The following is a 23,922-nucleotide window of genomic DNA, read 5'->3' as shown; positions in this document are numbered from 1 at the left end:
AGGATAGAACGCCGGCAGTGAAATTAAAGTCCCACAGCGTCCTTTGCGGCGTAAAGTCCGAGGAAAGCCGTTGAGCATCATCACCATCGAGGAGTTGCCGGCGCGGCTCGGCGGCGGCAAGACGCTGGCCGGGCTCGACCTTGGCGACAAGACGATCGGCGTGGCGGTTTCCGACCGGGGCTTTGCCTTCGCCCACCCGCGTCCCGTCATCATGCGCAGGAAATTCTCGCTGGATGCCACAGTGCTGCTCGACTTGCTGGAGAAAGAGAATGTCGGGGCCGTGGTGCTCGGCCTGCCGGTCAACATGGACGGGTCGGAAGGCCCGCGCGCCCAGAAATCCCGCGCCTTCGCCCGCAACATGGCTGGTTTGACCGACCTGCCCTTCGTCTTGTGGGACGAGCGGCTGTCGACGGTGGCGGCCGAGCGGACGCTGATCGAGATGGACTTTTCGCGCCGCAAACGCGCCGGCAAGATCGATTCGGCCGCGGCGGCCTTTATTTTGCAGGGCGTTCTCGACCGGCTTCAAAGTCTGCTTGCAAACTCTACTCTGCCGGACACCTGACGGCTTTCTGCGCTACTACAGCGCCACGCGTCCTTTCGGACGCGCAAAGGACGCTGTAGCACTTTTTAATTTTGCGCATGATCCTCTCCGAAAATCGACTCCGATTTTCGGGGTCATGCGCGAAGCTCACCGACCTGGTGTCGGCTCCGCTCCGGTTCTCGAAACCCAAATCATCCGCCTCGGCATAGCGAGTTATCAAACAGACTTCAGGCGCTCGGCGTCGAGGCCTGGTCGAAATAGCGGTCGCGCATTATCCTGATCCAGCTAGCGATCACGCGGCGGCGGCGAAATGCCCAGAACGCCATGAGCAGCAGGCTGTCGACGATGCAGGCCTTCGCCACCATGCCGGGAATGAGCGCCGGATCGATGCCAAGCATCTCGCCATACAGCTGGAAGACGAGGTCATGCAATTGGCGGCTCAGCATGACATAGCCGAAATTGATGTCGTTGAGGGACAGGAAGAACCAGCCCCAGAACAGGGCGAGCGGCGCCGCCCACAGCGCGAACAAGGTGCGCATCAGCGGTCCCTCAAGTAAGTGTCCGGCCTCAATTCGGTGTCCAGCCGGCCGGAAATGCGCAAGAGCGCCGGCGCCGCCGCCTTCGCCATCATATGCGCGGCGGCACTGACTTCTCCGGTGCCCGGAACCGCTGCAGCCAGGGCCGACCGCCGCTCTGCCAGCATGGCGACATAGGAAGCCAGCAGTGCCGCCAGTTGCACCGCGACGGCCATGAACAGCCCGTTGATGCCTTGCGCGGCGCCGCCGACGACGATCAGCGACAGCACGCCGGAGGCGGAGATGAAGGCGACCCGCACGACGCTATCGGTCGCGTCCGGATTCTTCGGGTCGCTAAACAGAGCCTCGACAAAGGCCCAGCAGAACAGCACCGCGACGACCAGCAGCGCCACGGCAAGCAGCGCCACCACGACGGCGTTTTCGAGGGCGCCGAAGCGGGTGTTCTGGACGGCGACGCCGAGCACGTCGAGCGCTGCCGCAACACCGCGATTCCCATCGATGCAGATGAACGCCAGCAGGGCGAAAACGACCGCCCAGTGCAAGGCCAGAAAGGAGCTCAATATATGCCGCATAGCGTTCCTGCTTCCGTAACAGGACAGTGGGCTTTGCGGCCTGCCGCCGCAATGGAAACCATTTGTTAAGGTTAACGGCAATCCACAGCGGTGGTGAACGTTATCTCGCCTGATACGCTCGTGATCGCGGAGAATTCTCGGAACGGCCGGGAAGTGGTAAGGACGTACCAGACGCTTGATACCTCAGCTTCAGCTGCTGACCTTGATGTCGTTATCCGCGCACCAGGTCTTCAACGCTTCTTCCGTGGCTTTTTGCTCGAAGTCGTACCATCGATCAACGGCGCCCCTGTGCTCCAAAAGATCCTTGAAGCGGGCATAGGCACCCGCCCGGCTGAAGATCTCTCGAACCTTGTCGAAATCGTCGGGCAGGTGGTGGCGCGCGAATGCCAGCACCAGCGGTTTGCTGAGATCGAGTTCGCGCTTGTCCGGGATGGCGATGTATCTTTCGTCGTCCTCGACGTCGTCAGGCAGTTCTTCAACATCGTCCGCCCATTCGGAATGCCAGTAGATCTTGCCTGTCTCCTTGCACAGATAGGCCTCATTTTCGCCGGCTCCGCCGGTGTTCACGAATTCGAACGCGTCCAGAAGCTCGCTGAAATTGACTGCCATTGGCATCTCGCTGCGCACCTCAGGTGACCGGTGGGTAGAGAGTATCGATGATCATACGCGCGTCATGGCGTGAGTCGAGCATACCATAGGTGTTGCGCCACTGGCCGGCGAGGCGCGTCTCGACGAAGGCGTCGGCGATCCGCCCTGCCCCCAGCCTGCGAAGCTCCGCCGCCGCCGCCGACAGCGCCAGTTGCTCGGTGAGCAGACGCGCCGAGCCCTCATCGGTTGCCGCGACCTGCATTGCTGCCTTGAGCACACCGACGGTGCCGCGTCCGCCGGCGCCGAGATCGCGATCGATGCCGGCCAGCACCTCCTCGAACAGGCCGGGTGCGCGGCCCAGCACGCGCAGCACGTCCAGCGCCATGACGTTGCCGGATCCCTCCCAGATCGCGTTGACCGGAGCCTCGCGATAGTAGCGGGCGAGCGGCGCCTCCTCGACATAGCCATTGCCGCCGAGGCACTCCATCGCCTCATAGAGCAGCGGCGGCGCGATCTTGCAGACCCAGTATTTGACCACCGGCGTCATGGCGCGGGCGAAGGCCGCCTCGCCGCGGTCGCCCGCCGCCTCGTCGAAGGAGCGCGCCAGTCGGAATGACAGCGCGGTGGCGGCGGCGACGTCGAGCGCCATGTCGGCCAGCACGCGCTGCATCAGCGGCTGCTCGATCAGATTTGTTCCAAACACCTGGCGGTGACGGCTGTGGTGGACGGCTTCGGCCAGCCCGGCTCGCATGATCGCCGACGAGGCGATCGCGCAGTCGAGCCGGGTCAGCGTCACCATATCCATGATCGTCTTGACGCCTGCCCCGGGCTCGCCGACCATCTCGCCGATGGCATTGACGAACTCGACTTCGGACGAGGCGTTGGAGCGGTTGCCAAGCTTGTCCTTCAGCCGCTGGAAGCGGAAGCCGTTGCCCGAGCCATCGCCGAGAATGCGGGGAACGAGAAAGCACGAAAGCCCTTCCGGCGCCTGTCCAAGCACCAGGAACGCATCCGACATCGGCGCCGACATGAACCATTTGTGGCCGGTCAGCCGATAGAAGCTGCTTCCGGCGCGCTCGGCCCTGGTGACGTTGGCGCGGACGTCGGTGCCGCCCTGCTTCTCAGTCATGCCCATGCCGAGCGTCAGCCCGCCCTTTTCGACCGGCGGCTTCTGGCTCTGGTCGTATTTGCGTGTCGTCACCCGTGGCGCCCATTCGCGAAACAGTTTGGGGCTTGCCATCAGCGCTGCCAGCGAGGCGCTGGTCATGGTGATGGGACAGAGATGCCCGGTTTCGAGCTGCGCCGTCAGGTAGAAACGGGCGGCGCGCACCTGATGGCGGCGGCCGATCTCGGCATCGCCATTTTCCCAGACCGACGAATGCAGCCCATTCGCCACCGACCGGCGCATCAGCGCATGATAGGCTGGATGGAACTCGACCAGATCGATGCGCCGGCCCTGGCGGTCATGGGTCCTGAGCTTCGGCGTCTCGACATTGGCGAGGCGAGCCAGTTCCTGCGCCTCCTGCGTCAGCACGAAACGGCCAAGCCCATCGATATCCTTGCGCACCGGATCGGAAAAACGCTCGGCAAGCTGGATCAGCAACGGATCGCCCCGCCAGGCGTTGCCGCCTGCCAGCGGCGGCGGCTGGTTCGTCACGTCGTCGGTCACACACTGTCCTTATCGTCACACAAGGCCACGAATCCGAAGCCATCAGCTAGATATAGCCCAAGCCGCGCAACGAACGCGACGAAAATACCGGGGAGAAAGGCCGCAATGCAAAGCTGGTGCTTGCAGCCAAAGGTCCTCCACCCTATAGCAGCGCCTTGAGATGACCGACGCTTCGTCCCTGCCACTCTATCCCCACCGCCATCTTCTGGGCATCCGCGATCTTTCCCCTGCCGATATCGAGCTTTTGCTGGACAGGGCGGACCGGTCGGTGGCGATCTCGCGGCAGTCGGAGAAGAAGGCCTCGACGCTGCGTGGCCGCACCCAGATCAACCTCTTCTACGAAGCTTCGACCCGGACGCAATCGTCGTTCGAACTGGCCGGAAAACGGCTCGGCGCCGACGTCATGAACATGTCGGTGGCCAGTTCTTCGGTGAAGAAGGGCGAGACGTTGATCGACACGGCGATGACGCTGAACGCCATGCACCCCGACATCCTGATCATCCGCCACCAGTCGGCGGGTGCCGCCGCGCTGCTGGCGCAAAAGGTCGGCTGCTCGGTGATCAATGCCGGCGACGGCGCCCATGAGCACCCGACGCAGGCGCTGCTCGACGCGCTGACCATCCGCCGCGCCAGGGGCCCGCTGTCGAAGCTGATCGTGGCGATCTGCGGCGACATCCTGCATTCGCGCGTGGCGCGTTCCAACATCATGCTGCTCAATGCGCTCGGCGCGCAGGTGCGCGTCGTGGCGCCATCGACGCTTTTGCCCGCCGGCATCGAGAAAATGGGCGTGATCGTCACCCGTTCGATGGCCGAAGGGATCAAGGACGCGGATGTGGTGATGATGCTGCGGCTGCAGCGCGAGCGGATGGAAGGCGCCTTCGTACCTTCGGTGCGTGAGTATTTCCACTATTTCGGCCTCGACGCCGAAAAACTGAAGGCGGCCAAGGACGGCGCTCTGGTCATGCATCCCGGCCCGATGAACCGCGGCGTCGAGATCGCCTCGGAAATCGCCGACGGTCCGCAGAGCGTCATCCAGGAACAGGTGGAGATGGGTGTCGCCGTGCGCATGGCGGTGATGGAAGCGCTGCTCGATCCCCGTCGCAACCGCGAAGCTGCCCGATGAGCACAACGGTGTTCAGCCGGGCCCGCATTGTCGATCCGTCGCGCGGCATCGACGAGGTCGGCACGGTCATTGTCGAGGGCCGCAAGATCGTCGCCGCCGGCAAGGCGGCCTTGAACCAGGGCGCCGCGCAGGATGCTACCGTCATCGACTGCGCCGGCAAAACAATCATTCCCGGCCTGATCGATGCGCGCGTCTTCATCGGCGAACCGGGCGGCGAGCACCGCGAGACCATCGCCTCGGCCAGCGTGGCGGCGGCCGCCGGCGGCGTCACTTCCATCGTCATGATGCCCGACACCGACCCGGTGATCGACAATGTCGCGCTGGTCGAATTCGTGCTGCGCACCGCCAAGGACACGGCCGTCGTCAATATCTTTCCGGCGGCGGCGATCACCAAAGGCCTCGAAGGCCGCGAGATGACCGAATTCGGCCTGCTGCGCGAGGCCGGCGCGATCGCCTTCACTGACGGGCGGCACACCATATCGAGCGCACTGGTGATGCGCCGTGCGCTGACCTATGCGCGCGATTTCGGCGGCGTGATCGCGCATGAAACCCAAGACGCCGACCTCGCTTCATCAGGCGTCATGAACGAAGGCCTCTATGCCAGCTGGCTCGGCCTTGCCGGCATTCCGCGCGAGGCCGAGTCCATTCCTCTGGAGCGCGATCTTGCGCTGGCGCGGCTGACCGGCGGCGCCTATCACGCGGCCAAGATTTCGACTGCCATGGCGGCAAACGCGGTAACGAGGGCCAAGGCCGACGGCGCCAACGTCACAGCAGGCGTCTCGATCCACAATCTGTCGCTCAATGAGAACGATGTCGGCGAATACCGCACCTTCTTCCGGCTGACGCCGCCGCTGCGCGCCGAGGAAGACCGGCTGGCGATGATCGAAGCGGTCAAGGACGGCACGATCGACATCATCGTATCGTCGCACGACCCGCAGGACGTCGACACCAAGCGCCTGCCTTTCGCCGACGCCGCGGCCGGTGCCATCGGACTGGAAACGCTGCTCGGCGCGGCGCTGCGGCTCTATCACAATGGCGATATGACGCTGCTCAGGTTGGTTGAGACCTTGTCCACTGCCCCGGCAAGACTGTTCGGCCTGTCCGGCGGCACGCTGAAGCCGGGTGCGGTCGCCGATCTAGCGCTGGTCGATCTCGACGAGCCATGGATCGTCAGCGAAAGCGGCATCCGTTCGCGCTCGAAAAACACCTGTTTCGAAGGCGCGCGGCTGCAGGGCAAGGTCTTGCAAACGATGGTTGCGGGCCGCACAGTGTTTTCGGCCTAGAGGCTAGCTGGGGGAACAATGGCTTACGGCATCGTCTTGGCGCTGGTGTTCGGCTATCTGCTCGGCTCGATCCCGTTCGGCCTTCTGATCACCCGTGCTGCCGGCCTTGGCGACGTCCGCAACATCGGCTCCGGCAATATCGGCGCCACCAATGTGCTGCGCACCGGCAACAAGGGCCTGGCCGCCGCCACGCTGCTGCTCGACGCGCTGAAAGGCACGGCGGCGGTGCTGATCGCCGGTTATTTTGCCCCGGAGCTCGGGCTCTGGGCCGGCCTCGGCGCCTTTCTCGGACATCTCTTCCCGGTCTGGCTCGGTTTCAAGGGCGGCAAGGGGGTCGCCACCTATCTCGGCGTGCTGATCGCGCTTGCCTGGCAGGTGGCGCTGATCTTCGCCCTCGTCTGGCTGGCCATGGCTTTCCTGTTCCGCTATTCCTCGCTGGCGGCGCTGACGGCAGCAATCGTCGTTCCGATCGCGCTCTATGTCCTCAGCACGCCTGAGATTGCCGGGCTGTTCGCGCTGATGAGTCTCATCGTCTTCGTAAAACACCGGGCCAACATTACCCGGCTGCTGGCCGGCACCGAGAACAAGATCGGGGCCAAGGAGTGAGCCAGCGCGCCGCCGGGACGCGGCTCAGCGACCGGCAGCGGTTGAGCTGGCTTCGTTTGATCCGTACGCCGAATGTCGGCCCGGCTACCTTTCGCGACCTGATCAACCGATTTGGCTCGGCCGAGACGGCGCTCGAGATGCTGCCCGAGCTGATGGTTTCGGGCGGCGCCAGAAAAGTCGTCGGCATTCCGACGATGGCCGAGGCCGAGGCGGAACTGGAGACTGCCCGGCGCGCCGGCGCCCGCTTCGTCGGCATTGGCGAGGCCGACTATCCGCCGCTGATGAAAAGCATGGACCATCCGCCGCCGCTGCTCGCGGTCAAGGGCGAAGGCGCGGTGTTCCGGCTGCCGGCGGTCGCCATAGTCGGCGCCCGCAACGCCTCGCTGGCCGGCATCAAGATGGCGCGGACGCTCGCCGCCGAACTCGGCCGCGACGGCTTCGGCATCGTCTCCGGCCTGGCGCGCGGCATCGACACGGCAGCCCATCAGGGCAGCCTTGCGTCAGGCACGATCGGTGTGCTGGCCGGCGGCCTCGACCTGCCCTACCCGCCCGAGAATGCCGGCCTATGCAACGAGATTGCCGAGCGCGGCGGCGCCATCATTTCAGAGATGCCGTTCGGCTGGCAGCCGCGCGCCCAGGATTTTCCGCGCCGCAACCGCCTTGTCGCCGGTGCGGCATTGGGGCTGGTCGTGGTCGAGGCGGCGCTACGTTCCGGCTCGCTGATCAGCGCCAGGCTTGCCGGCGAGATGGGCCGGCTGGTCTTCGCCGTCCCCGGCTCGCCGCTCGATCCGCGCGCCGCCGGCGCCAACGCCTTGCTCAAAGACGGCGCCACCCTGGTCACCGAAGCATCGGACATTACCGGTGCGATCGCGCCGCTGGTCGGCGCACTGGCGCCAAGGACGCCGCTGCTCGAAGAGCCGCCCGACTTTTCGGCAACGCCGCCACCCGGCGAAGACGACCGCGCCCGCGTCATCGAAGCGCTCGGCCCGACGCCGGTGGCGGTCGACGAAATCATCCGTCACACCGGCCTGCATCCCGCCCAAGTTTTCATGGTGCTGCTGGAACTCGACCTCGCCGGCCGGCTGGAGCGCCACGCCGGCGGCAATGTCTCGCTGGTGTGATCGAGATTTTCCGGATGTCTCAGCACACGAACCTTATGAGAACCTGTTCCGATGTTGGCACCATCCGGCTATTGCCGGTCGCGTTTGTCGCGGCAGATCAATCTTTGCTTGCAAATCCCGGTCGCCGCCTTCGAACGAGACAGATCCTGTGCCTTGCCTTTTGCCATGCCGAAAACCTCCTGTGGTTGCCGGCAGAATAGACGTCGGGCACAATCGTTAATTGCAGGGTGCGGAAATTGCGGGTTTGACTGTTCGGCGTTGCCAGCGCTTATCGTGCCCCCAAAAGGGCATCTGGGGGCTCAAGGAAATGCGACTTGACAGCATTCAGGTGGGGCGCGGAGCCGCAGCGGTCTTGGTTGTTCTGCTGCATTCGGAACTCGCCGTCACCAAATATTTCGGCGCGCCCATCACGAATGGCGCGCTGCTCTTTGGCAAGGCAGGGGTCGACTTCTTCTTCGTCCTGTCAGGTTTCATCATTTGGTGGGTGCACAGCCGCGACATCGGGTACAAGTCCAGGCTAGCAAACTATACGATGAGGCGTTTGCGCAGAATCTATCCGACCTATTGGGTCGCCCTGGCCTGTGTGATTTCGATTTTTGCCGTGATGCCGGAAGCGGGAACTGGCAGCGAATTGGAGGCGTCGTCTCTGTTCCGCGCGATCTTGTTATTCCCCAATCCAGACGGGCAGATTCTCGGCGTCGCGTGGACACTTTGCTACGAGATGCTTTTCTATACCCTGTTCGGCATCTTGATATTCGCGCCGATAGCCGGAATCGTCTTAATGGCTGGCTGGCTGTTGGGCGCCATGGCCTTTCCCGACGCGAACTCCTTCATTTTCGCGCCCTATCCTGCTCATTTCGCCATGGGTATGGCGGCCGCGCTCCAATCGAGGGGCTTAAACCTTCGCTATGGCGTCGCTATCGCGGCAGGTGGAGTGTGCCTCTTTGCTGCTTGTGCCGTTGCCGAACAGCATCTCGGCGAGGTGGCTCGCCACTTGTGCTACGCCGTCTCCAGCATGGTGATCATTGTCGGTCTTTGCAGCATGGACCTGAAATCGCCCACTTCATGGCCAAAGCCATTGCTGCTGTTGGGCGCGGCGTCCTACTCCTTGTACCTGGTTCACTATCCAACGCTCATCGGAACCAACAAGCTGCTCTCAAAGCTGTATCCAGAACTTTCTCCGTCGATCGCGCTCATTTGCGCGATCGCTGCGGCAACTGGAGCCGGGATTACTTTCCATCTCGTGGTTGAGCGACCAATCAGTGACTTCCTACAGCGTCGAGACTCGCGAATGGCGCAAGCGGCGCCTGGTTAGGCTGCCAGGAGCGGCATGTTCTTGAAGACATGCGCGGCGCGGCCCCTCTGCCACGCTCAAATCAACGGCGGTGTTCACAAAAGCCGGCGTTCCGCGAGATTGCCGCACTCGATGTTGATCGCCGCGCCGCCCCCTGCGGGCCGATGACGAAACCACGATGGCCGCAATCAGGGCAGTGGCCTTCGGCGTCGTCCTTCCCTCTTTCCGACTTGGAACCAAATTTGGAACCAAATTCGATTCGGAGCCAAAAGCCGTTTTGGTTCCATTCGCTATTTCATTGGTTTTCTTGATGTTTTTGGTGAGCGCGCAGGGATTCGAACCCTGGACCTACTGATTAAAAGTCAGTTGCTCTACCGGCTGAGCTACGCGCTCCCGCGGGCTCAGGATGCCGCCCTCGAAATTGCGCGGAACATAGGGAGAGTGTCTCGAACGGTCAACCGGAAAAAGAGGCCTCGCAAGCCGGACTTTTCGCAGTCTCCTGACGCCTCTCAAACCGTCACGACAAGATCGCAGTGGCTGTCTCGCACAAAAGCCGAGACCTATTACAAATCAGCAGCTTGCTTTTTTTCGCGGAACAATTGCGCAACCTGCCCGTTTTTGTCGGCACAAGGGACGACGCTTTCAAGGAGAAGACTATGAACAGGATCATGTCGGGCTTGTTGGCGACCGCGCTGTCAGCGTCATTCATTGTAGCAGGGATCGCGCCTGTCAACGCCCAGCCTATCTACGTGCCACTAGGCCAGAGCGTCTCGTCGGATGTCCAGACTGTCGAGCACAGGCGGTGGAGACGTTTCGACGGCGATTTCCGTCGTGATTTCCGTCGCGGCGACTTCCGCCGTGATTTCCGTCGCGACTTCCGCCGTGGCGAATTCCGCCGTGATTTCCGTCGCGATTTTGCCCGTCGCGATTTTTCCCGCCGCGATTTTCGTCGTTTCGCCCGTGATGACGATTTCAGGTATTGGCGCGGCTATCGCGGCTATCGCTACTATCGTCCTGGCTATCGTCGCTACAACGACTACTGGTTCCCGCTGGCGGCCTTCGCCACCGGCGCACTGATCACCGGCGCGATCATCAACAGTCAGCCCCGCCGCATCTATCGCGGCGATGCGCATGTGGAGTGGTGCTACAGCCGCTACAGATCTTACCGAGCATGGGACAACACGTATCAGCCTTACTACGGTCCCCGCCGGCAGTGCATCTCGCCCTATTGATAAGCCGGGGCAGAGCTGAACAAGAGCCGTTGAAGAGAAGAGCCTGCGCTGGCAACGCGCAGGCTTTTTCTATTCGGTGCGCCAATCTACAGCGTGCTCAGTGTCCGGCGCACAGCATGGCGCCAACCCGCCAGCTTTGCGGAACGGACCAACGCATCCATGTCCGGTCGAAACCGTCGCTCCAGCGCCCAGCTCCTGGCGAATTCCCTTGTCTTCGGCCAGACGCCGGCCTTCGAGCCGGCCAGCCATGCCGCGCCGAGCGCCGTCGTCTCCAGGATGGTCGGACGGTCGACCGGCGCATCGAGGATGTCGGCAAGCCGCTGCATCGTCCAGTCCGACGCCACCATGCCGCCATCGACCCTGAGAACGGTCTTCGCTGACGTGCCCTTCCAGTCCCTGCGCATCGCATCGAGCAGGTCGCGCGTCTGGAACGCAACGGATTCGAGTGCGGCACGGGCAAATTCCGCCGGGCCTGAATTGCGGGTCAGCCCGAAGATGGCGCCGCGCGCCTCGGCGTCCCAATGCGGCGCGCCAAGCCCGACGAAAGCCGGCACCAGGTAGACTTGTTGAGCCGGGTCGGCGCTCGCCGCCAGCACGCCGCTCTGCTCGGCCTTGCCGATCACCTTGATGCCGTCGCGCAGCCATTGCACGGCAGCACCTGCGATGAAGATCGACCCTTCCAGCGCATAGGTGGTCTTGCCGTTCAGCCTGTAGGCAATGGTCGTCAGCAGACGGTTCTTCGAGCGCACCAGATCGCTGCCGGTGTTGAGCAGCGCGAAGCAGCCGGTGCCATAGGTCGATTTCATCATGCCCGGCTCGAAACAGGCCTGGCCGATGGTCGCTGCGTGCTGGTCGCCAGCCACACCGAGAATCCTTATCTCTGCGCCGAACAGGCTTTTCTCTGTGATTCCATAGTCGTCGGCGCAATCCTTCACCTGCGGCAGCATTCTTGCCGGTATGCCGAGGATGGCCAGGAGCTCGTCCTCCCAGGCATTCTTTTCGATGTTGTAGACCAGCGTGCGCGAGGCGTTGGTGGCATCGGTAGCGTGAACCTTGCCGCCGGTCAGCCGCCAGATCAGAAAGCTGTCGACGGTGCCGGCCAGCAATTCGCCGTTCTCGGCACGTTTTCTGGCGCCCTTCACCTTGTCCAGCATCCAGGCGATCTTGGTGCCGGAGAAATAGGGATCGAGCAGCAGGCCGGTCTTCTTGGTGAACTTCTTCTCCAGACCCTGCTTCTTCAATTTCTGGCACAGCGGCGCGGTGCGGCGGTCCTGCCAGACAATCGCGTTATGGATCGGCTTGCCGGTCGCCCTGTCCCAGATGACGACGGTCTCGCGCTGGTTGGTGATGCCGATTGCCGCGATGTCCGACGCGTCGCGGCCGGCGCTGTTCAGCGCAGCCTTCGCCGTCGCCACGACACTCGACCAGATTTCCTCCGGATCATGCTCTACCCAGCCGGAGGCCGGATAATGCTGGGTAAACTCTTTCTGTCCGCTGCCAATGACCTGCATGTCACAGTCGAACAGGATCGCCCGGCTCGACGTCGTCCCCTGGTCGATTGCTAGGATAAGGCCACTCATTCTCACTCCCTCGGCGCCACGGCTTCACTCCCTGGCGCAAACAGGGGAGACGGCAATTTGCCGCCTCCCCCGATCGTTGCTATGCGGGCGCGGACGCCCGGACCGATGCTCAGTTGCTCCAGCTCTTGACCAGCTCGTCGTAGTTGACGGTCTGCGGCTTGTCCTTCTCCGGCTCGATCTTCAGCTGCGGCGCGAGATTGCCCTTGGCGACGGCATCGGCGTTCCACTCCTCCAGGGTCTTTTCCTCGGCCAGTTTCGGTCCGATATCGCCTTGGATGCCGGCACGCTCAAGGCGCTCTAGCACCTTTTCCTGCTCGCCGCAGAGCGAGTCCATCGCCTCCTGGGCGGTCTTGGCGCCCGACGAGGCGTCGCCGATCGCCTGCCACCAGAGCTGCGCCAGCTTCGGATAGTCAGGAACGTTGGTGCCGGTCGGAGTCCACTGGACGCGAGCCGGCGAGCGGTAGAACTCGATCAGGCCGCCGAGCTTCGGCGCGCGCTCGGTAAAGCTCGGATGCTGGAGCGTCGATTCGCGGATGAAGGTCAGGCCGACATGGCTCTTCTTCACGTCCACGGTCTTCGAGGTAACGAACTGCGCATAGAGCCAGGCGGCCTTGGCGCGGTCGTCCGGGGTCGACTTCATCAGCGTCCACGAACCGGCGTCCTGATAGCCGAGTTTCATGCCGTCTTTCCAGTAGACGCCATGTGGCGAAGGCGCCATGCGCCATTTCGGCGTGCCGTCGTCGTTGAGCACCGGACCGGGCTTGACCATGTCGGCGGTGAAGGCGGTGTACCAGAAGATCTGCTGAGCGATCGCTCCCTGCGCCGGGACCGGGCCGGATTCGGAGAAGGTCATGCCCTGGGCTTCCGGCGGCGCATAGGCCTTCAGCCACTCCAGGTATTTTTCGATCGAATAGACGCCAGCCGGGCCGTTGGTGTCGCCGCCGCGCGTTACGCAGGAGCCGACCGGCTGCGACTTCTCGTTGACCTTGATGCCCCATTCATCGACCGGTCGCCCGTTCGGAATACCCTTGTCGCCGTTGCCGGCCATCGACAGCCAGGCGTCGGTGAAGCGCCAGCCGAGCGACGGGTCCTTCTTGCCGTAGTCCATGTGGCCATAGACCTTCTTGCCGTCGATCTCGCGGCCGGTGAAGAAGGCGGCGATGTCCTCATAGGCCGACCAGTTGACAGGAACGCCGAGGTCGTAGCCGTACTTCGCCTTGAAATCGGCCTTGTTCTTCTCGTCGTTGAACCAGTCGTAGCGGAACCAGTAGAGGTTGGCGAACTGCTGGTCGGGAAGCTGGTAGAGCTTGCCGTCCGGCGCCGTGGTGAACGACTTGCCGATGAAATCGTCGATGTCGATATTCGGGTTGGTGACGTCCTTGCCTTCATTGGCCATCCAGTCGGTCAGGCTGCGCGCCTGCTGGTAGCGCCAGTGCGTGCCGATCAGGTCGGAGTCGTTGATGTAGGCGTCGTAGATGTTTTCGCCCGACTGCATCTGCGTCTGCAGCTTCTCGACGACGTCGCCTTCACCGATCAGATCGTGGGTGATCTTGATGCCGGTGATGTCGGTGAACGCCTTGGCCAGCGTCTTGGACTCGTATTCGTGGGTGGTGATGGTTTCCGAGACCACCTTGATGTCCATGCCGGCGAAAGGTTTCGCGGCATCGATGAACCATTGCATCTCGGCTTCCTGGCCGGCGCGGTCGAGCGTCGACAGGTCCTTGATCTCGGCATCGAGAAACGCCTTGGCTTCGTCCATTCCGGCATAGGCCTGGCCCGCTCCAAGGAGCAGGACCAGAGCGGTCGTTGACGTCAGAAATTGCCTTCGCATGTGTTTCCTCCACTGTTCAGTTCCAAGTGCTATCTGGAGCAGCCCCCGGGCATGCTCCAACAGTTTCCCCCTCTATACGTAGCGGAACACGCCGATGGCGTAGACCACGGAGAGAGCGAGAGCCCACCACAGGTTGGGTCCGACAAGACCCAGCCAAGCGAGATGGATAAAGGCGCTGCCAAGCAGCGATAGGAAGAGACGGTCGCCGCGCGTCGTCTCGAAGCGCAAGACGCCGATGCGCGGATTGCCGCCCGGCGAGGCGTATTCCCAGACCGCCATGCCGCAGAGCAGCAGGAAGATGGTGCCGAAGAAGGCGGCGGTCGGCCAAGTCCAGGCCATCCAGGAGAAGCTCATGATCACACCCTCCCCAGGGCAAAGCCCTTGGCGATATAATTTCGCACGAACCAGATGACGAGCGCGCCCGGTATGATGGTGAGCACGCCGGCTGCGGCCAGCACGCCCCAGTCGAGGCCCGAGGCCGAGACCGTGCGCGTCATGATCGCGGCGATCGGTTTTGCCGCGGTCGTGGTCAGCGTCCGCGCGATCAGCAGTTCCACCCACGAGAACATGAAGCAGAAGAAAGCCGCGACGCCAACGCCGCTCGCGATCAGCGGCATGAATATCTTCAGGAAGAAGCGCGGGAAGGAATAGCCGTCGATATAGGCGGTCTCGTCGATTTCCTTCGGCACGCCCGACATGAAGCCTTCCAAGATCCAGACCGCCAGCGGCACGTTGAACAGGCAGTGGGCCAGCGCCACGGCGATGTGGGTGTCGATCAGGCCGAAAGCCGAATAGAGCTGGAAGAACGGCAGCGCGAACACCGCCGGCGGCGCCATGCGGTTGGTCAGCAGCCAGAAGAACAGATGCTTGTCGCCGAGAAAACGGTAGCGCGAGAAGGCATAGGCTGCCGGAAGCGCCACGGCGACGGAAATCACCGTGTTCATAACCACATAGATGATCGAGTTGATGTAACCCCTGTACCAGGACGGATCATTGAAAATGACCGCGTAATTGGCAAGCGTCGGGTTTCTCGGCCACAGCGAGAAGGCGCCGAGGATCTCCTGGTTGGTCTTGAAGCTCATATTGACCAGCCAGTAGATCGGCAGCATCAGGAAGATGATGTAGATTGTCGGCACCAGCCACCAGAACCGTGACTCCTCGCCCCGCCGCCGCATCTTGCGGGCCAGCGTGGCGTTCGCCGTCTGCGCTTCCGCTGTAGCGGGGGTCTGCCGCATCAGCGTTCGTTCGTTGGCCGTGGTTTCTTCGAGGCGCGCCATTTCACCGCTCCGCATCGTAGGCTGTCATGACGGTGTAGAACACCCAGGACAGGAGCATGATGATCAGGAAGTAGACGATCGACATGGCCGCCGCCTCACCCAGGTTGAACTCGCCGATGGCCAGCTTGACCAGATCGATCGACAGGAAAGTGGTGGTGTTGCCAGGCCCGCCGCCGGTGACGACGAACGGCTCGGTGTAGATCATGAAACTGTCCATGAAGCGCAGCAGAACCGCGATCAGCAGCACACGGTTCATCTTCGGCAGCTGGATGTAGCGGAAGATCGCCCAGCGCGACGCCCCGTCGATCTTGGCCGCCTGGTAATAGGCATCGGGGATCGAGACCAACCCTGCGTAGCAGAGCAGGACGACGAGGCTCGTCCAATGCCAGACATCCATGACGATGACTGTGATCCAAGCATCGAACGGGTCGTTGACATAGTTGTAGTTGAAGCCGAGCGCCCGCAGCGAATATCCGAGCAGGCCGATGTCGACGCGGCCGAACACCTGCCAGATCGTGCCGACGACGTTCCACGGGATGAGCAGCGGCAGCGCCATCAGCACCAGGCAGACCGGAACGCCCCAGCCCTTCTTCGGCATGTTGAGCGCAATGAAGATGCCGAGCGGAATCTCTATGACCAGAATGATGGCCGAGAAGATCAGGTTGCGGCCCATCGCTTCCCAGAACCGGTCGGAATGCAGGATTTCCTCGAACCATTCCGAGCCCGCCCAAAAGAAGACGTTGTTGCCGAAAGTGTCCTGCACAGAATAGTTCACGACCGTCATCAGCGGGATGATCGCCGAGAAAGCCACCAGCAACAGCACCGGCAGCACCATGAACCAGGCCTTGTTGTTCCAGGTCCTTTCCATGCTCAGCCTCCCATCTCGACGCGCCAGGAATCGGCATAGATGTTGATGCCGGCCGGGTCGAAAGCGATCTTCGGATCGGCGGGAATGTCCTCGTCCTCGCCGATGATCGCCGCAATGGCGCGGCCTTCGAAACTGGCGCGCACCACCTTGTGGCGGCCGATATCCTCGACCTTGCGGATTGAAACCGGCATGCCGCTGGCGCCAAGCCTGATATATTCAGGGCGGATACCGAGTTCGATCGCACCGGTGATCCCGGCCTTGGGCGCGCCCGGCAATTCGATGGTCTGGCTGCCGAGCCGCGCGCTCCTGCCTTCGACCGCGACCGGCATGACGTTCATGCCCGGCGAGCCGATGAAATAGCCGACGAATGTATGCTTGGGGCGCTCGAACAGTTCGGCTGGAGAGCCGATCTGCACGATCTCGCCCTCATACATGACGACGACGTTTTCGGCGAAGGTGAGCGCCTCGGTCTGGTCGTGCGTGACATAGACCATGGTGAAACCGAAGCGCCTGTGCAACTGCTTCAACTGCGAGCGCAGCACCCACTTCATATGCGGGTCGATGACGGTCAGCGGCTCGTCGAACAGGATCGCGTTGACGTCGGAGCGCACCAGCCCGCGTCCGAGCGAGATCTTCTGCTTCTGGTCAGCGGTCAGTCCCCTCGCCTTTCGCTTAGCCATGTCGGCCAGACCGGTCATGTCAAGGGTTTCGCGCACCTTGCGGTCGACGTCGGGTTCCGCAACGCCGCGGTTGCGCAGCGGGAAGGCCAGATTGTCGTAGACGGTCATGGTGTCGTAGATGACCGGGAACTGGAACACCTGAGCTATGTTGCGCTCCTGCGTCGACAGATTGGTCACGTCCTTGCCGTCGAACAGAAGCCCGCCGTGCGACGGATACAACAGGCCGGAAATGATGTTGAGCAGCGTGGTCTTGCCGCAGCCCGACGGCCCGAGCAGCGCATAGGCGCCGCCGTCCTCGAAGGTGTGATGCACCTCCTTCAGCGCATAGTCCTTGTCCGACTTCGGATGCGGTCCGTAGGCGTGGCGGATGTGATTGCAGTCGATGCGCGCCATGTGCCCTCCTCCTCAAGCCGCCAGCATCTGTGTCGGCGCGGCCGAGCGGCCGTTCGCGTCGAACACCATGATGTGCCGCGGATCGATGAATACCTCGATGGTCTGGTCCGGCTCGAACACCAGGATGCCGTGCTCCAGCATCACCCAGCGGACATCGGCGAAATCGAGATGCACAAAACTTTCAGAACCGGTGATCTCGGTGACCGACACCTTGGCTCTCACCGGCACCGCCGACGGGCTCGGCCGGGCAAGGGAAAGATGGTGGGGCTGGAAGCCGATCGTGTAACTCGTATCGGCAATACCGGCGAGTTCGGCCGGCACCGGGAGGCTCACCCCACCTTCAAGAAGGAAGCTCGAACCGCTCTTCTTCAGCACGATCGTGTTGAGCGGCGGATCGGCGAACGTCCTGGCTGTGACGAGGTCGTTCGGCCTGCGGAAGACGTCGATCGTCGGGCCGAACTGGGTGATGCGGCCTTCGGAGAGCGTCGCCGTGTTGCCGCCGAGCAGCAAGGCTTCGTGCGGTTCGGTCGTGGCGTAGACGAAGATGGTGCCGGTTGCCGCGAAGATTTTCGGCAATTCCGCACGCAACTCCTCGCGCAGCTTGTAGTCGAGGTTGGCGAGCGGCTCGTCGAGCAGCACGAGGCTGGCGTTCTTGACGATTGCGCGCGCCAGCGCGGTGCGCTGCTGCTGGCCGCCGGAGAGGCTGAGCGGTGTGCGGTCGAGAAAGGGCGTCAGTTTGAGAAGGGCTGCGGCATTGCGCACCTCCTTGTCGATCTTTGCCCGCTCGGCACCGGCCACCCTCAGCGGCGAAGCGATGTTCTCGTAAACCGTCATCGCCGGATAGTTGATGAACTGCTGGTAGACCATGGCGACGTTTCGCTTCTGCACCGGGATGCCGGTGACATCCTTGCCATCGAACCAGACCGAGCCGGATGTCGGCACGTCAAGGCCGGCCATCAGCCGCATCAGGCTGGTCTTGCCGGAAAGCGTCGGTCCGAGAAGGACGTTGAGCGAGCCGTGCTGAAGCGTCAGCGAGACGTCGCGTATATGCTCCGTCGCGCCGACCGTCTTCGACACGTTTCTCAGTTCCAGCATGATGCCTCCTCCCAGGCTTTCTGCATGACTATTCGGCAGCCGCGACATGGCGCCGGCTTATCCCGCGCATGAATTCGTCGAGCGCTGCCGCCTGTTCGCGGCTCAGTTGCAGGCCGCGCTTGGTCCTGCGCCACAATACATCTTCGGCGGTCATCGCCCATTCATTTTGAACGAGGTAGCGCACCTCTGCCTCGTAGAGATCGGCGCCAAAGTTGCGGCCAAGGTCGGCATTCGATCTGGCGAGGCCCAGCAGCATCCTTGCGCGAGTTCCGTAAAGCCGGGTCAGGCGGCGCGCCAGACGCGTATCGAGGAACGGATAGGCCGTCTTCAGTTTCGCCACTTCGGCGTCGAAGCCGCTGACCGGGAAATCGCCGCCCGGCAGCGGCGCGTTTGCCGTCCACGGCTTGCCGCGCTTGCCGAGAAAACCTTCGATTTTCTCGAGCATCGATTCCGCCAGCCGGCGATAGGTGGTGATCTTGCCGCCGAAGGTGTTGATGATCGGCGCCATGCCTTCGCCGCCGTCGGTCTTCAGCACATAGTCGCGGGTCGCTTCCTGCGCCTTCGAGGCGCCGTCGTCATAAAGCGGACGCACGGCGGAATAGGTCCAGACGATGTCGGAACGCTTGACCGGCTGCGTGAAATATTCGCTCGCCGCAGCACAGAGGTAATCGATCTCGGCGTCGCTGATCTTCACGTCGCGCGGGTCGCCGGAAAAGTCCTGGTCGGTGGTGCCGATCAGCGTGAACTCATCCTCGTAGGGGATGGCGAAGATGATGCGGCCATCCTTGTTCTGAAAGAAATAGGCGCGCGGATCGTCGAATTTCTTGCTGATGACGATGTGGCTGCCCTGTACCAGCCGGACATTATGCACGTCGTTCAAGCCGACCGTAGCCGACAGCACGTGGTCGACCCATGGGCCGGCGGCGTTGACCAAAAGCCGCGCCTTGATCTCCTCGGTGTCGCCGGTTCGCGTGTTTTCCAGCCTGACCGTCCAAAACTCGCCTTCACGGCGTGCGCTGACGACTTTCGTGCGGGTTCGGATCGTCGCGCCGCGATCGGCTGCGTCGCGAGCGTTCAGAGCCACCAGCCGCGCATCGTTGACCCAGCCGTCGGAATATTCGAAGGCCTTGCCAAACAAAGGCTTCAGCGGCTTGCCGGCTGGGTCCCTTGCCATGTCCAGCGTCTTGGTCGCCGGCAGCAATTTGCGCCCGCCAATGTGGTCGTAAAGGAAAAGACCGAGCCTGATCAGCCAGGCCGGACGCAGGCCCCTGGCATAGGGCAGCACGAAGCGCATCGGCCAGATGATGTGCGGCGCGTTCTTCCAGAGGATCTCGCGCTCCATCAGCGCCTCGCGCACCAGGCGAAACTCGTAAAACTCAAGATAGCGCAAGCCGCCATGGATCAGTTTGGTCGAGCCGGAAGACGTGCCGCTGGCCAGATCGTTCATTTCGGCAAGGAAGACCGAGAAGCCGCGCCCAACCGCGTCGCGGGCAATGCCGCAGCCGTTGATACCGCCACCGATGACGAAGATGTCATGGATCGGGGATGCGCTCACAAAAAGTCCCTCCCGGATTTCGCATTGCAGCATTTTTAGGTTTTTACGAAACCGTGATGGGATTATTTCGAAATTAGAACGAATGTCAAACGAAATATAAACAGCAGCGGTTGCCGCAACGGCATCTCTAGGAGAGCGCAGTTTCGATCAGTTGAACCTCTGCTTCCTGGCATATCTTGCGCACCGACGGGATGTCGCAGCGGTCGGTGATGAAAGTGTTGACCTGCGACAGGTGGCCGATGCGAACCGGCGCCGTCCGCTCGAACTTGGTCTGGTCGGAAACCAGGATGACATGCCGGGCATTGGCGATGATCGCCTGCGCCACCTTCACCTCGCGAAAATCGAAATCGAGCAACGCACCGTCAAGGTCGATCGCCGAGGCGCCGATCACCGCGTAGTCGACCTTGAACTGCCTGATGAAATCGACCGCCGCCTCGCCGACCACACCGCCGTCGGAACCACGCACGACGCCGCCGGCAATAACGACTTCGATGGAAGGATATATGCGCATCCTATTGGCAACATTGATATTATTGGTGATGACCATCAGGCCGGCATGATCGAGAAGCGCCTTGCTGACCGCCTCCGTCGTGGTGCCGATATTGATGAACAGCGAGGCGTTGTCGGGGATCAGCCTGGCTGCGGCGCGGCCGATCGCCTCCTTCTCGTCGGCGGCGATCTTGCGCCTCGCTTCATATTCCATGTTCTCGATGCCCGAAGGGAACAGCGCCCCGCCATGGATACGGGAAAGCAGCCGCTGGTCGCACAGATCATTGAGATCCTTGCGGATGGTCTGCGGCGTCACGTTGAAATGCGTTGCCAGGTCGTCGACCAGCACGCGGCCATTGTCCTTGGCCATCTGAATGATTTCGGAATGACGCGGCGACAGATACATTGATGACCTCCCGTTTTCGTTTTTCTTGTCTATAGCGCAAAACGAAAGTGATGAACAGGCACAAGCCGGATAACGAAACGACATGCGTCGAAAGACAAACCTCGACGCAACCTGCCGACCAGTTTCAGGTCAGCCCGCGGGCGATTTCGGTGATGACCTCGAAAGCGATGTCGACATCCGCCGCCGTCGTCTCGAACTGACCGACCTGAAAGCGGATCGCGACTTGGCCGTCCACCCGTGTCTGCGTCAGGTAGATGCGGCCATCGTCGTTGATCGCATTGACCAACCGCAGATTGTGTTGGTCCGAATCGGTGCCGGCCACCAGATGCCGGAACGAGAACAGCGACAGCATCGGCTCCGTGACGATCTCGAAATCCGGTTCCCCCGCCAGCCGCTCGGCCAGCCCTGCGCTCCAGGCGACATGGTTGCGGATCATCGTCCGCAGATTTTCCAGCCCGTGGGCGCGCAGCAGGAACCAGAGTTTCAGTGCGCGAAAGCGCCGCCCGAGCGGCACCGACCATTCGGAATAGTTGATGATGCCGTCGCGCCCATGCGTCTCCAGGTAATCCGGTTTGATGGCCAGCGTCCGCACCAGGTCTTCCGGCCGGCGGATGAACTGCATCGAGCAGTCGAACTGCGCGCCCAGCCATTTATGCGGGTTGAAGACGATGGAATCCGCCTGCTCCACACCCGCCCAGAAATGCCGATATTCCGGGCATATCATCGCCGATCCGGCCCAGGCGGCATCGACATGCAGATAGAGCCCCTGCCGTTTCGCCACCGCGGCGACGCCGGCGATATCATCGGTGCCGCCGGTGCTGGTGCCGCCGACGCAGGCGATGATGCCGGCCGGCAGCATGCCGGCTTGCCGGTCGGCGACGATAGCCGCTTCGAGAGCTGCGACATCCATGGCGCGGAAGCGGCCGGCAACCGGAATGCGCACGAGATTGTCCTCGCCGACGCCCGACACCCAGATTGCCCGATCGATCGAGGTGTGGACCTGATCGGAACAATAGACGCGCAATATCGGCTGGCCTTGCAGGCCCATCCTGTTGCCCTGCCAGTCGAGCGCGCGCTCGCGCATGGTCAGCACGGCGGCGAGCGTCGCCGACGATGCCGAATCCTGCATGACGCCGGAAAACCCTTCCGGCAGGCCAAGCGCCTGACGCATCCAGTCGACGACGCGCGTCTCGAGTTCGGTCGCTGCCGGCGAGGTTTGCCAGAGCATGCATTGCGCGGCCATCGCCGAGACCAGATATTCGGCCACCACTGAGACCGGTGCGGCATTGGCCGGGAAATAGGCGAAGAAGCGCGGATGCTGCCAATGCGTCATGCCGGGCAGGATTTTTCGCTCGAAATCGGTGAAGATTGCCTGCATCGTTTCGCCATGTTCCGGCGGCGAGACGTCGATGCTTCTAAAAATTTCGCCCGGCTCGACGAGCGGCCGCACCGGTCTTTCGCGAAGTGTGCTCCTGTAGTCGGCACCCCATTCGGCCGCGCGCAGCGACCATTCCCGGAATTCGTTGCTATTCATCTTGCTCTCCGTCGCATTAGCGATCAAAGAGCACGAAAAACCGAGGCTTTCACTCGGGAAAATCGGGCAGGCTCGCAAAAGCAGCCTTCAGTGCATTCGACCAGCCGTCCGAGATCGTCCGATAATATTGGTCGTCGTGGGCTATCCGCTTCTTCAGGCTGACTTTAAGGCGTCCTTTTCGTAGAACAGCAGGTCGAGCGGCAGGCCGACCGACAGGTTCGATTTCAGCGTCGAGTCGAACGACACCAGCAGCAGTTTCACCGTCTCGGCGAAACTCATCGCCTTCTCATAGGCGCGGATGATGATCGGCTTGCCGTATTTGGTCTCGCCGATCTGGAAGAACGGCGTGTCTTCGGTCGATTCGATGAAATTGCCTTCCGGATAGATCATGAACAGCCGCGGCGCGCTGCCCTTGATCTGGCCGCCGAGGATGAAGGAGGCATTGAAATAGGAATCGGCCTTTTCGCCAGCCGGCGTCGAACTGGCGATGACTTCCTTAACGGTGTCGCCGACCAGCCGCACCGTCTGGTACATCGACGGCGTTTCAAGCAGCGTGGCGTGGCGATCGGCCACCGCCTTGGTGCGTTCGTCGAGCAGGCTGACGACAGCTTGCGTCGTCGCCAGATTGCCGGCCGACATCAGCACGATGACGCGCTCGCCCGGCTCCTCCCAGACATGCATCTTCTTGAAGGTCGAGATCGAATCCATGCCGGCATTGGTGCGTGTGTCCGACATGAACACGAGCCCGCGATCGATCTTCAGGCCGACGCAATAGGTCATCGAATCCCTTTGGCAGCAAATCTTGCCAGGGATTACTGCTCCACGGTGACGGTCACCGCAAGCAGTTCTTCCGCTTGTCCCAGTCGAATTCCTGATACGGGCGTGGCGTCGCGGTAATCACGGCCGGTTGCTACCTTCACATAGCGTTCGTCGGGCGAAATGCCGTTGGCGACGTCGAACGCGACCCAGCCAAGGCCCGCAACATGCGCTTCGGCCCAGGCATGGCTCGCCGCCTGCTCGACCGCGGCATCCATCATCAAATAGCCGCTGACGTAGCGGGCCGGAAACCCCATGGCTCGCGCGGCGGCGGCAAAGATGTGGCTGTGGTCCTGGCAGACGCCGGTCTTGAGCGCCAGCGCGTCCTCGGCCGGGGTCGCCGCGTTGGTGGTGCCCGGCGTATAGGCGACGCGCTCGCCGATCACCGCCATCAGCCGGTGCAATCTTTCGATATCGGCCCCCTCGCCGACCGAGGCCGCGAGTTCGCGAATGCCGCTGCCGATCGTGGTCAACGGCGTTTCCTGGTCAAACAGCCAGAGCGGCGCGAAACCCTGATGTGGCCCGCAAACGCCTGATGTGTCGCGTGTAACCACCTCACCCGATGCCTCGACGGTGATGAAATCGCGCTCGCCTTCGACGCTCAAAAGCCGCGTGTCGTTGCCGAAATGGTCGGTGAAACGCACTTCTTCGCGCGCCCCTTCGATCTTCAGCGTCCAGGACAAGACGGTCTGCGTCGGTCCGCTGACTGGAAGCAGCCGCAACCGCTGCAACAGATAGTGCACCGGCGCATCATAGCGGTATTCGGTCCGGTGGGTGATCTTCAGCCGCATTGCTCTCGTCCCCTGAGCATGATCTTTTCCGGCAACCGGCTT

General features: G+C 62.4%; 22 protein-coding genes, 1 tRNA gene and 1 pseudogene. 7 read left to right on the top strand and 17 right to left on the bottom strand.

Annotation, left to right across the window (positions count from 1 at the left end; genetic code table 11):
* Positions 1-70: 70 nt before the first annotated feature.
* On the top strand, positions 71-562 hold the full coding sequence (ruvX, locus tag JG739_RS17440; RefSeq protein WP_202362676.1) for a Holliday junction resolvase RuvX: 492 nt from the start codon (positions 71-73) through the stop codon (positions 560-562).
* 206 nt (positions 563-768) lie between these two features.
* Here the strand turns inward: ruvX and JG739_RS17435 are convergent, their stop codons facing one another.
* The 4 genes from JG739_RS17435 to JG739_RS17420 all read right to left on the bottom strand — a co-directional run bounded on the left by JG739_RS17435 (position 769) and on the right by JG739_RS17420 (position 3,906).
* Positions 769-1,080: a DUF6105 family protein gene (locus JG739_RS17435; protein ID WP_202362675.1), complete on the bottom strand. Its 312-nt coding sequence runs from the start codon at positions 1,078-1,080 to the stop codon at positions 769-771.
* On the bottom strand, positions 1,080-1,649 hold the full coding sequence (locus JG739_RS17430; RefSeq protein ID WP_202362674.1) for a hypothetical protein: 570 nt from the start codon (positions 1,647-1,649) through the stop codon (positions 1,080-1,082). Before JG739_RS17430 ends, JG739_RS17435 begins: the two co-directional genes overlap by 1 nt.
* A gap of 189 nt (positions 1,650-1,838) precedes the next feature.
* The gene (locus JG739_RS17425; protein WP_202362673.1) at positions 1,839-2,258 is read right to left on the bottom strand and encodes a UPF0158 family protein; all 420 of its coding nucleotides are present in this window, start codon (positions 2,256-2,258) and stop codon (positions 1,839-1,841) included.
* Positions 2,259-2,277: 19 nt separating this feature from the next.
* Positions 2,278-3,906 (bottom strand): DNA alkylation response protein, encoded by a 1,629-nt coding sequence (locus tag JG739_RS17420; RefSeq protein WP_202362672.1) that lies wholly within the window; start codon positions 3,904-3,906, stop codon positions 2,278-2,280.
* Positions 3,907-4,066: 160 nt separating this feature from the next.
* Here JG739_RS17420 and JG739_RS17415 point away from each other — a divergent pair, with 160 nt between their 5' ends.
* From JG739_RS17415 to JG739_RS17395, 5 genes are all read left to right on the top strand, one after another.
* The gene (locus JG739_RS17415; protein ID WP_202362671.1) at positions 4,067-5,029 is read left to right on the top strand and encodes an aspartate carbamoyltransferase catalytic subunit; all 963 of its coding nucleotides are present in this window, start codon (positions 4,067-4,069) and stop codon (positions 5,027-5,029) included.
* A complete protein-coding gene (locus JG739_RS17410) occupies positions 5,026-6,312 on the top strand; it encodes a dihydroorotase (protein WP_202362670.1) in 1,287 nt (428 codons plus the stop codon). The genes JG739_RS17415 and JG739_RS17410 overlap by 4 nt, the downstream gene beginning before the upstream one ends.
* Before the next feature lie 18 nt (positions 6,313-6,330).
* Positions 6,331-6,918 (top strand): glycerol-3-phosphate 1-O-acyltransferase PlsY, encoded by a 588-nt coding sequence (gene plsY, locus JG739_RS17405; RefSeq protein WP_202362669.1) that lies wholly within the window; start codon positions 6,331-6,333, stop codon positions 6,916-6,918.
* Positions 6,915-8,039, top strand: a complete 1,125-nt coding sequence (dprA, locus tag JG739_RS17400) for a DNA-processing protein DprA (RefSeq protein WP_202362668.1) — start codon at positions 6,915-6,917, stop codon at positions 8,037-8,039. Before plsY ends, dprA begins: the two co-directional genes overlap by 4 nt.
* A 352-nt stretch (positions 8,040-8,391) precedes the next feature.
* The gene (locus tag JG739_RS17395; protein WP_202362667.1) at positions 8,392-9,354 is read left to right on the top strand and encodes an acyltransferase family protein; all 963 of its coding nucleotides are present in this window, start codon (positions 8,392-8,394) and stop codon (positions 9,352-9,354) included.
* A 296-nt stretch (positions 9,355-9,650) separates the two neighbouring features.
* Here the strand turns inward: JG739_RS17395 and JG739_RS17390 are convergent.
* Positions 9,651-9,726, bottom strand: a tRNA-Lys gene (locus JG739_RS17390).
* A 263-nt stretch (positions 9,727-9,989) separates the two neighbouring features.
* On the opposite strand from JG739_RS17390, the gene JG739_RS17385 reads away from it, so the two are divergent.
* Positions 9,990-10,565 carry a BA14K family protein gene (locus JG739_RS17385; protein WP_202362666.1) on the top strand — a complete coding sequence of 192 codons (576 nt, stop codon included), beginning with the start codon at positions 9,990-9,992 and terminating at the stop codon, positions 10,563-10,565.
* A gap of 86 nt (positions 10,566-10,651) precedes the next feature.
* On the opposite strand, the gene glpK is transcribed toward JG739_RS17385, so the two are convergent.
* The 12 genes and pseudogenes from glpK to JG739_RS17325 all read right to left on the bottom strand — a co-directional run bounded on the left by glpK (position 10,652) and on the right by JG739_RS17325 (position 23,880).
* Complete coding sequence (gene glpK, locus JG739_RS17380) at positions 10,652-12,145, bottom strand: glycerol kinase GlpK (protein ID WP_202362665.1); 1,494 nt, start codon at positions 12,143-12,145, stop codon at positions 10,652-10,654.
* 109 nt (positions 12,146-12,254) lie between these two features.
* Positions 12,255-13,976: an ABC transporter substrate-binding protein gene (locus JG739_RS17375; RefSeq protein WP_202362664.1), complete on the bottom strand. Its 1,722-nt coding sequence runs from the start codon at positions 13,974-13,976 to the stop codon at positions 12,255-12,257.
* Between the two features lie 72 nt (positions 13,977-14,048).
* Positions 14,049-14,330: a DUF2160 domain-containing protein gene (locus tag JG739_RS17370; protein WP_023801186.1), complete on the bottom strand. Its 282-nt coding sequence runs from the start codon at positions 14,328-14,330 to the stop codon at positions 14,049-14,051.
* A 2-nt stretch (positions 14,331-14,332) separates the two neighbouring features.
* On the bottom strand, positions 14,333-15,211 hold the full coding sequence (locus tag JG739_RS17365) for a carbohydrate ABC transporter permease (protein ID WP_370463398.1): 879 nt from the start codon (positions 15,209-15,211) through the stop codon (positions 14,333-14,335).
* A gap of 43 nt (positions 15,212-15,254) precedes the next feature.
* Positions 15,255-16,121 (bottom strand): carbohydrate ABC transporter permease, encoded by an 867-nt coding sequence (locus JG739_RS17360; RefSeq protein ID WP_202362662.1) that lies wholly within the window; start codon positions 16,119-16,121, stop codon positions 15,255-15,257.
* A gap of 2 nt (positions 16,122-16,123) precedes the next feature.
* On the bottom strand, positions 16,124-17,194 hold the full coding sequence (locus tag JG739_RS17355) for an ABC transporter ATP-binding protein (RefSeq protein ID WP_202362661.1): 1,071 nt from the start codon (positions 17,192-17,194) through the stop codon (positions 16,124-16,126).
* 12 nt (positions 17,195-17,206) lie between these two features.
* Positions 17,207-18,289 (bottom strand): ABC transporter ATP-binding protein, encoded by a 1,083-nt coding sequence (locus tag JG739_RS17350; RefSeq protein ID WP_202362660.1) that lies wholly within the window; start codon positions 18,287-18,289, stop codon positions 17,207-17,209.
* Positions 18,290-18,317: 28 nt separating this feature from the next.
* Positions 18,318-19,844 (bottom strand): glycerol-3-phosphate dehydrogenase, encoded by a 1,527-nt coding sequence (glpD, locus tag JG739_RS17345; protein ID WP_202362659.1) that lies wholly within the window; start codon positions 19,842-19,844, stop codon positions 18,318-18,320.
* 127 nt (positions 19,845-19,971) lie between these two features.
* On the bottom strand, positions 19,972-20,739 hold the full coding sequence (locus JG739_RS17340) for a DeoR/GlpR family DNA-binding transcription regulator (protein WP_202362658.1): 768 nt from the start codon (positions 20,737-20,739) through the stop codon (positions 19,972-19,974).
* 124 nt (positions 20,740-20,863) lie between these two features.
* Entirely contained in the window at positions 20,864-22,273 is a 1,410-nt protein-coding gene (locus tag JG739_RS17335; protein WP_202362657.1) for a pyridoxal phosphate-dependent decarboxylase family protein, read from the bottom strand.
* 49 nt (positions 22,274-22,322) lie between these two features.
* Positions 22,323-23,053: pseudogene (locus tag JG739_RS17330) on the bottom strand (peptidase).
* Positions 23,054-23,085: 32 nt separating this feature from the next.
* Entirely contained in the window at positions 23,086-23,880 is a 795-nt protein-coding gene (locus tag JG739_RS17325; protein WP_202362656.1) for a transglutaminase family protein, read from the bottom strand.
* Between the last annotated feature and the right edge of the window lie 42 nt (positions 23,881-23,922).

The organism is Mesorhizobium sp. L-2-11 (assembly GCF_016756595.1).
GTDB lineage: Bacteria > Pseudomonadota > Alphaproteobacteria > Rhizobiales > Rhizobiaceae > Mesorhizobium.
The sequence above is the reverse complement of the archived record's forward strand: the minus strand, read 5'-3'. Positions and strand labels throughout refer to the sequence as shown.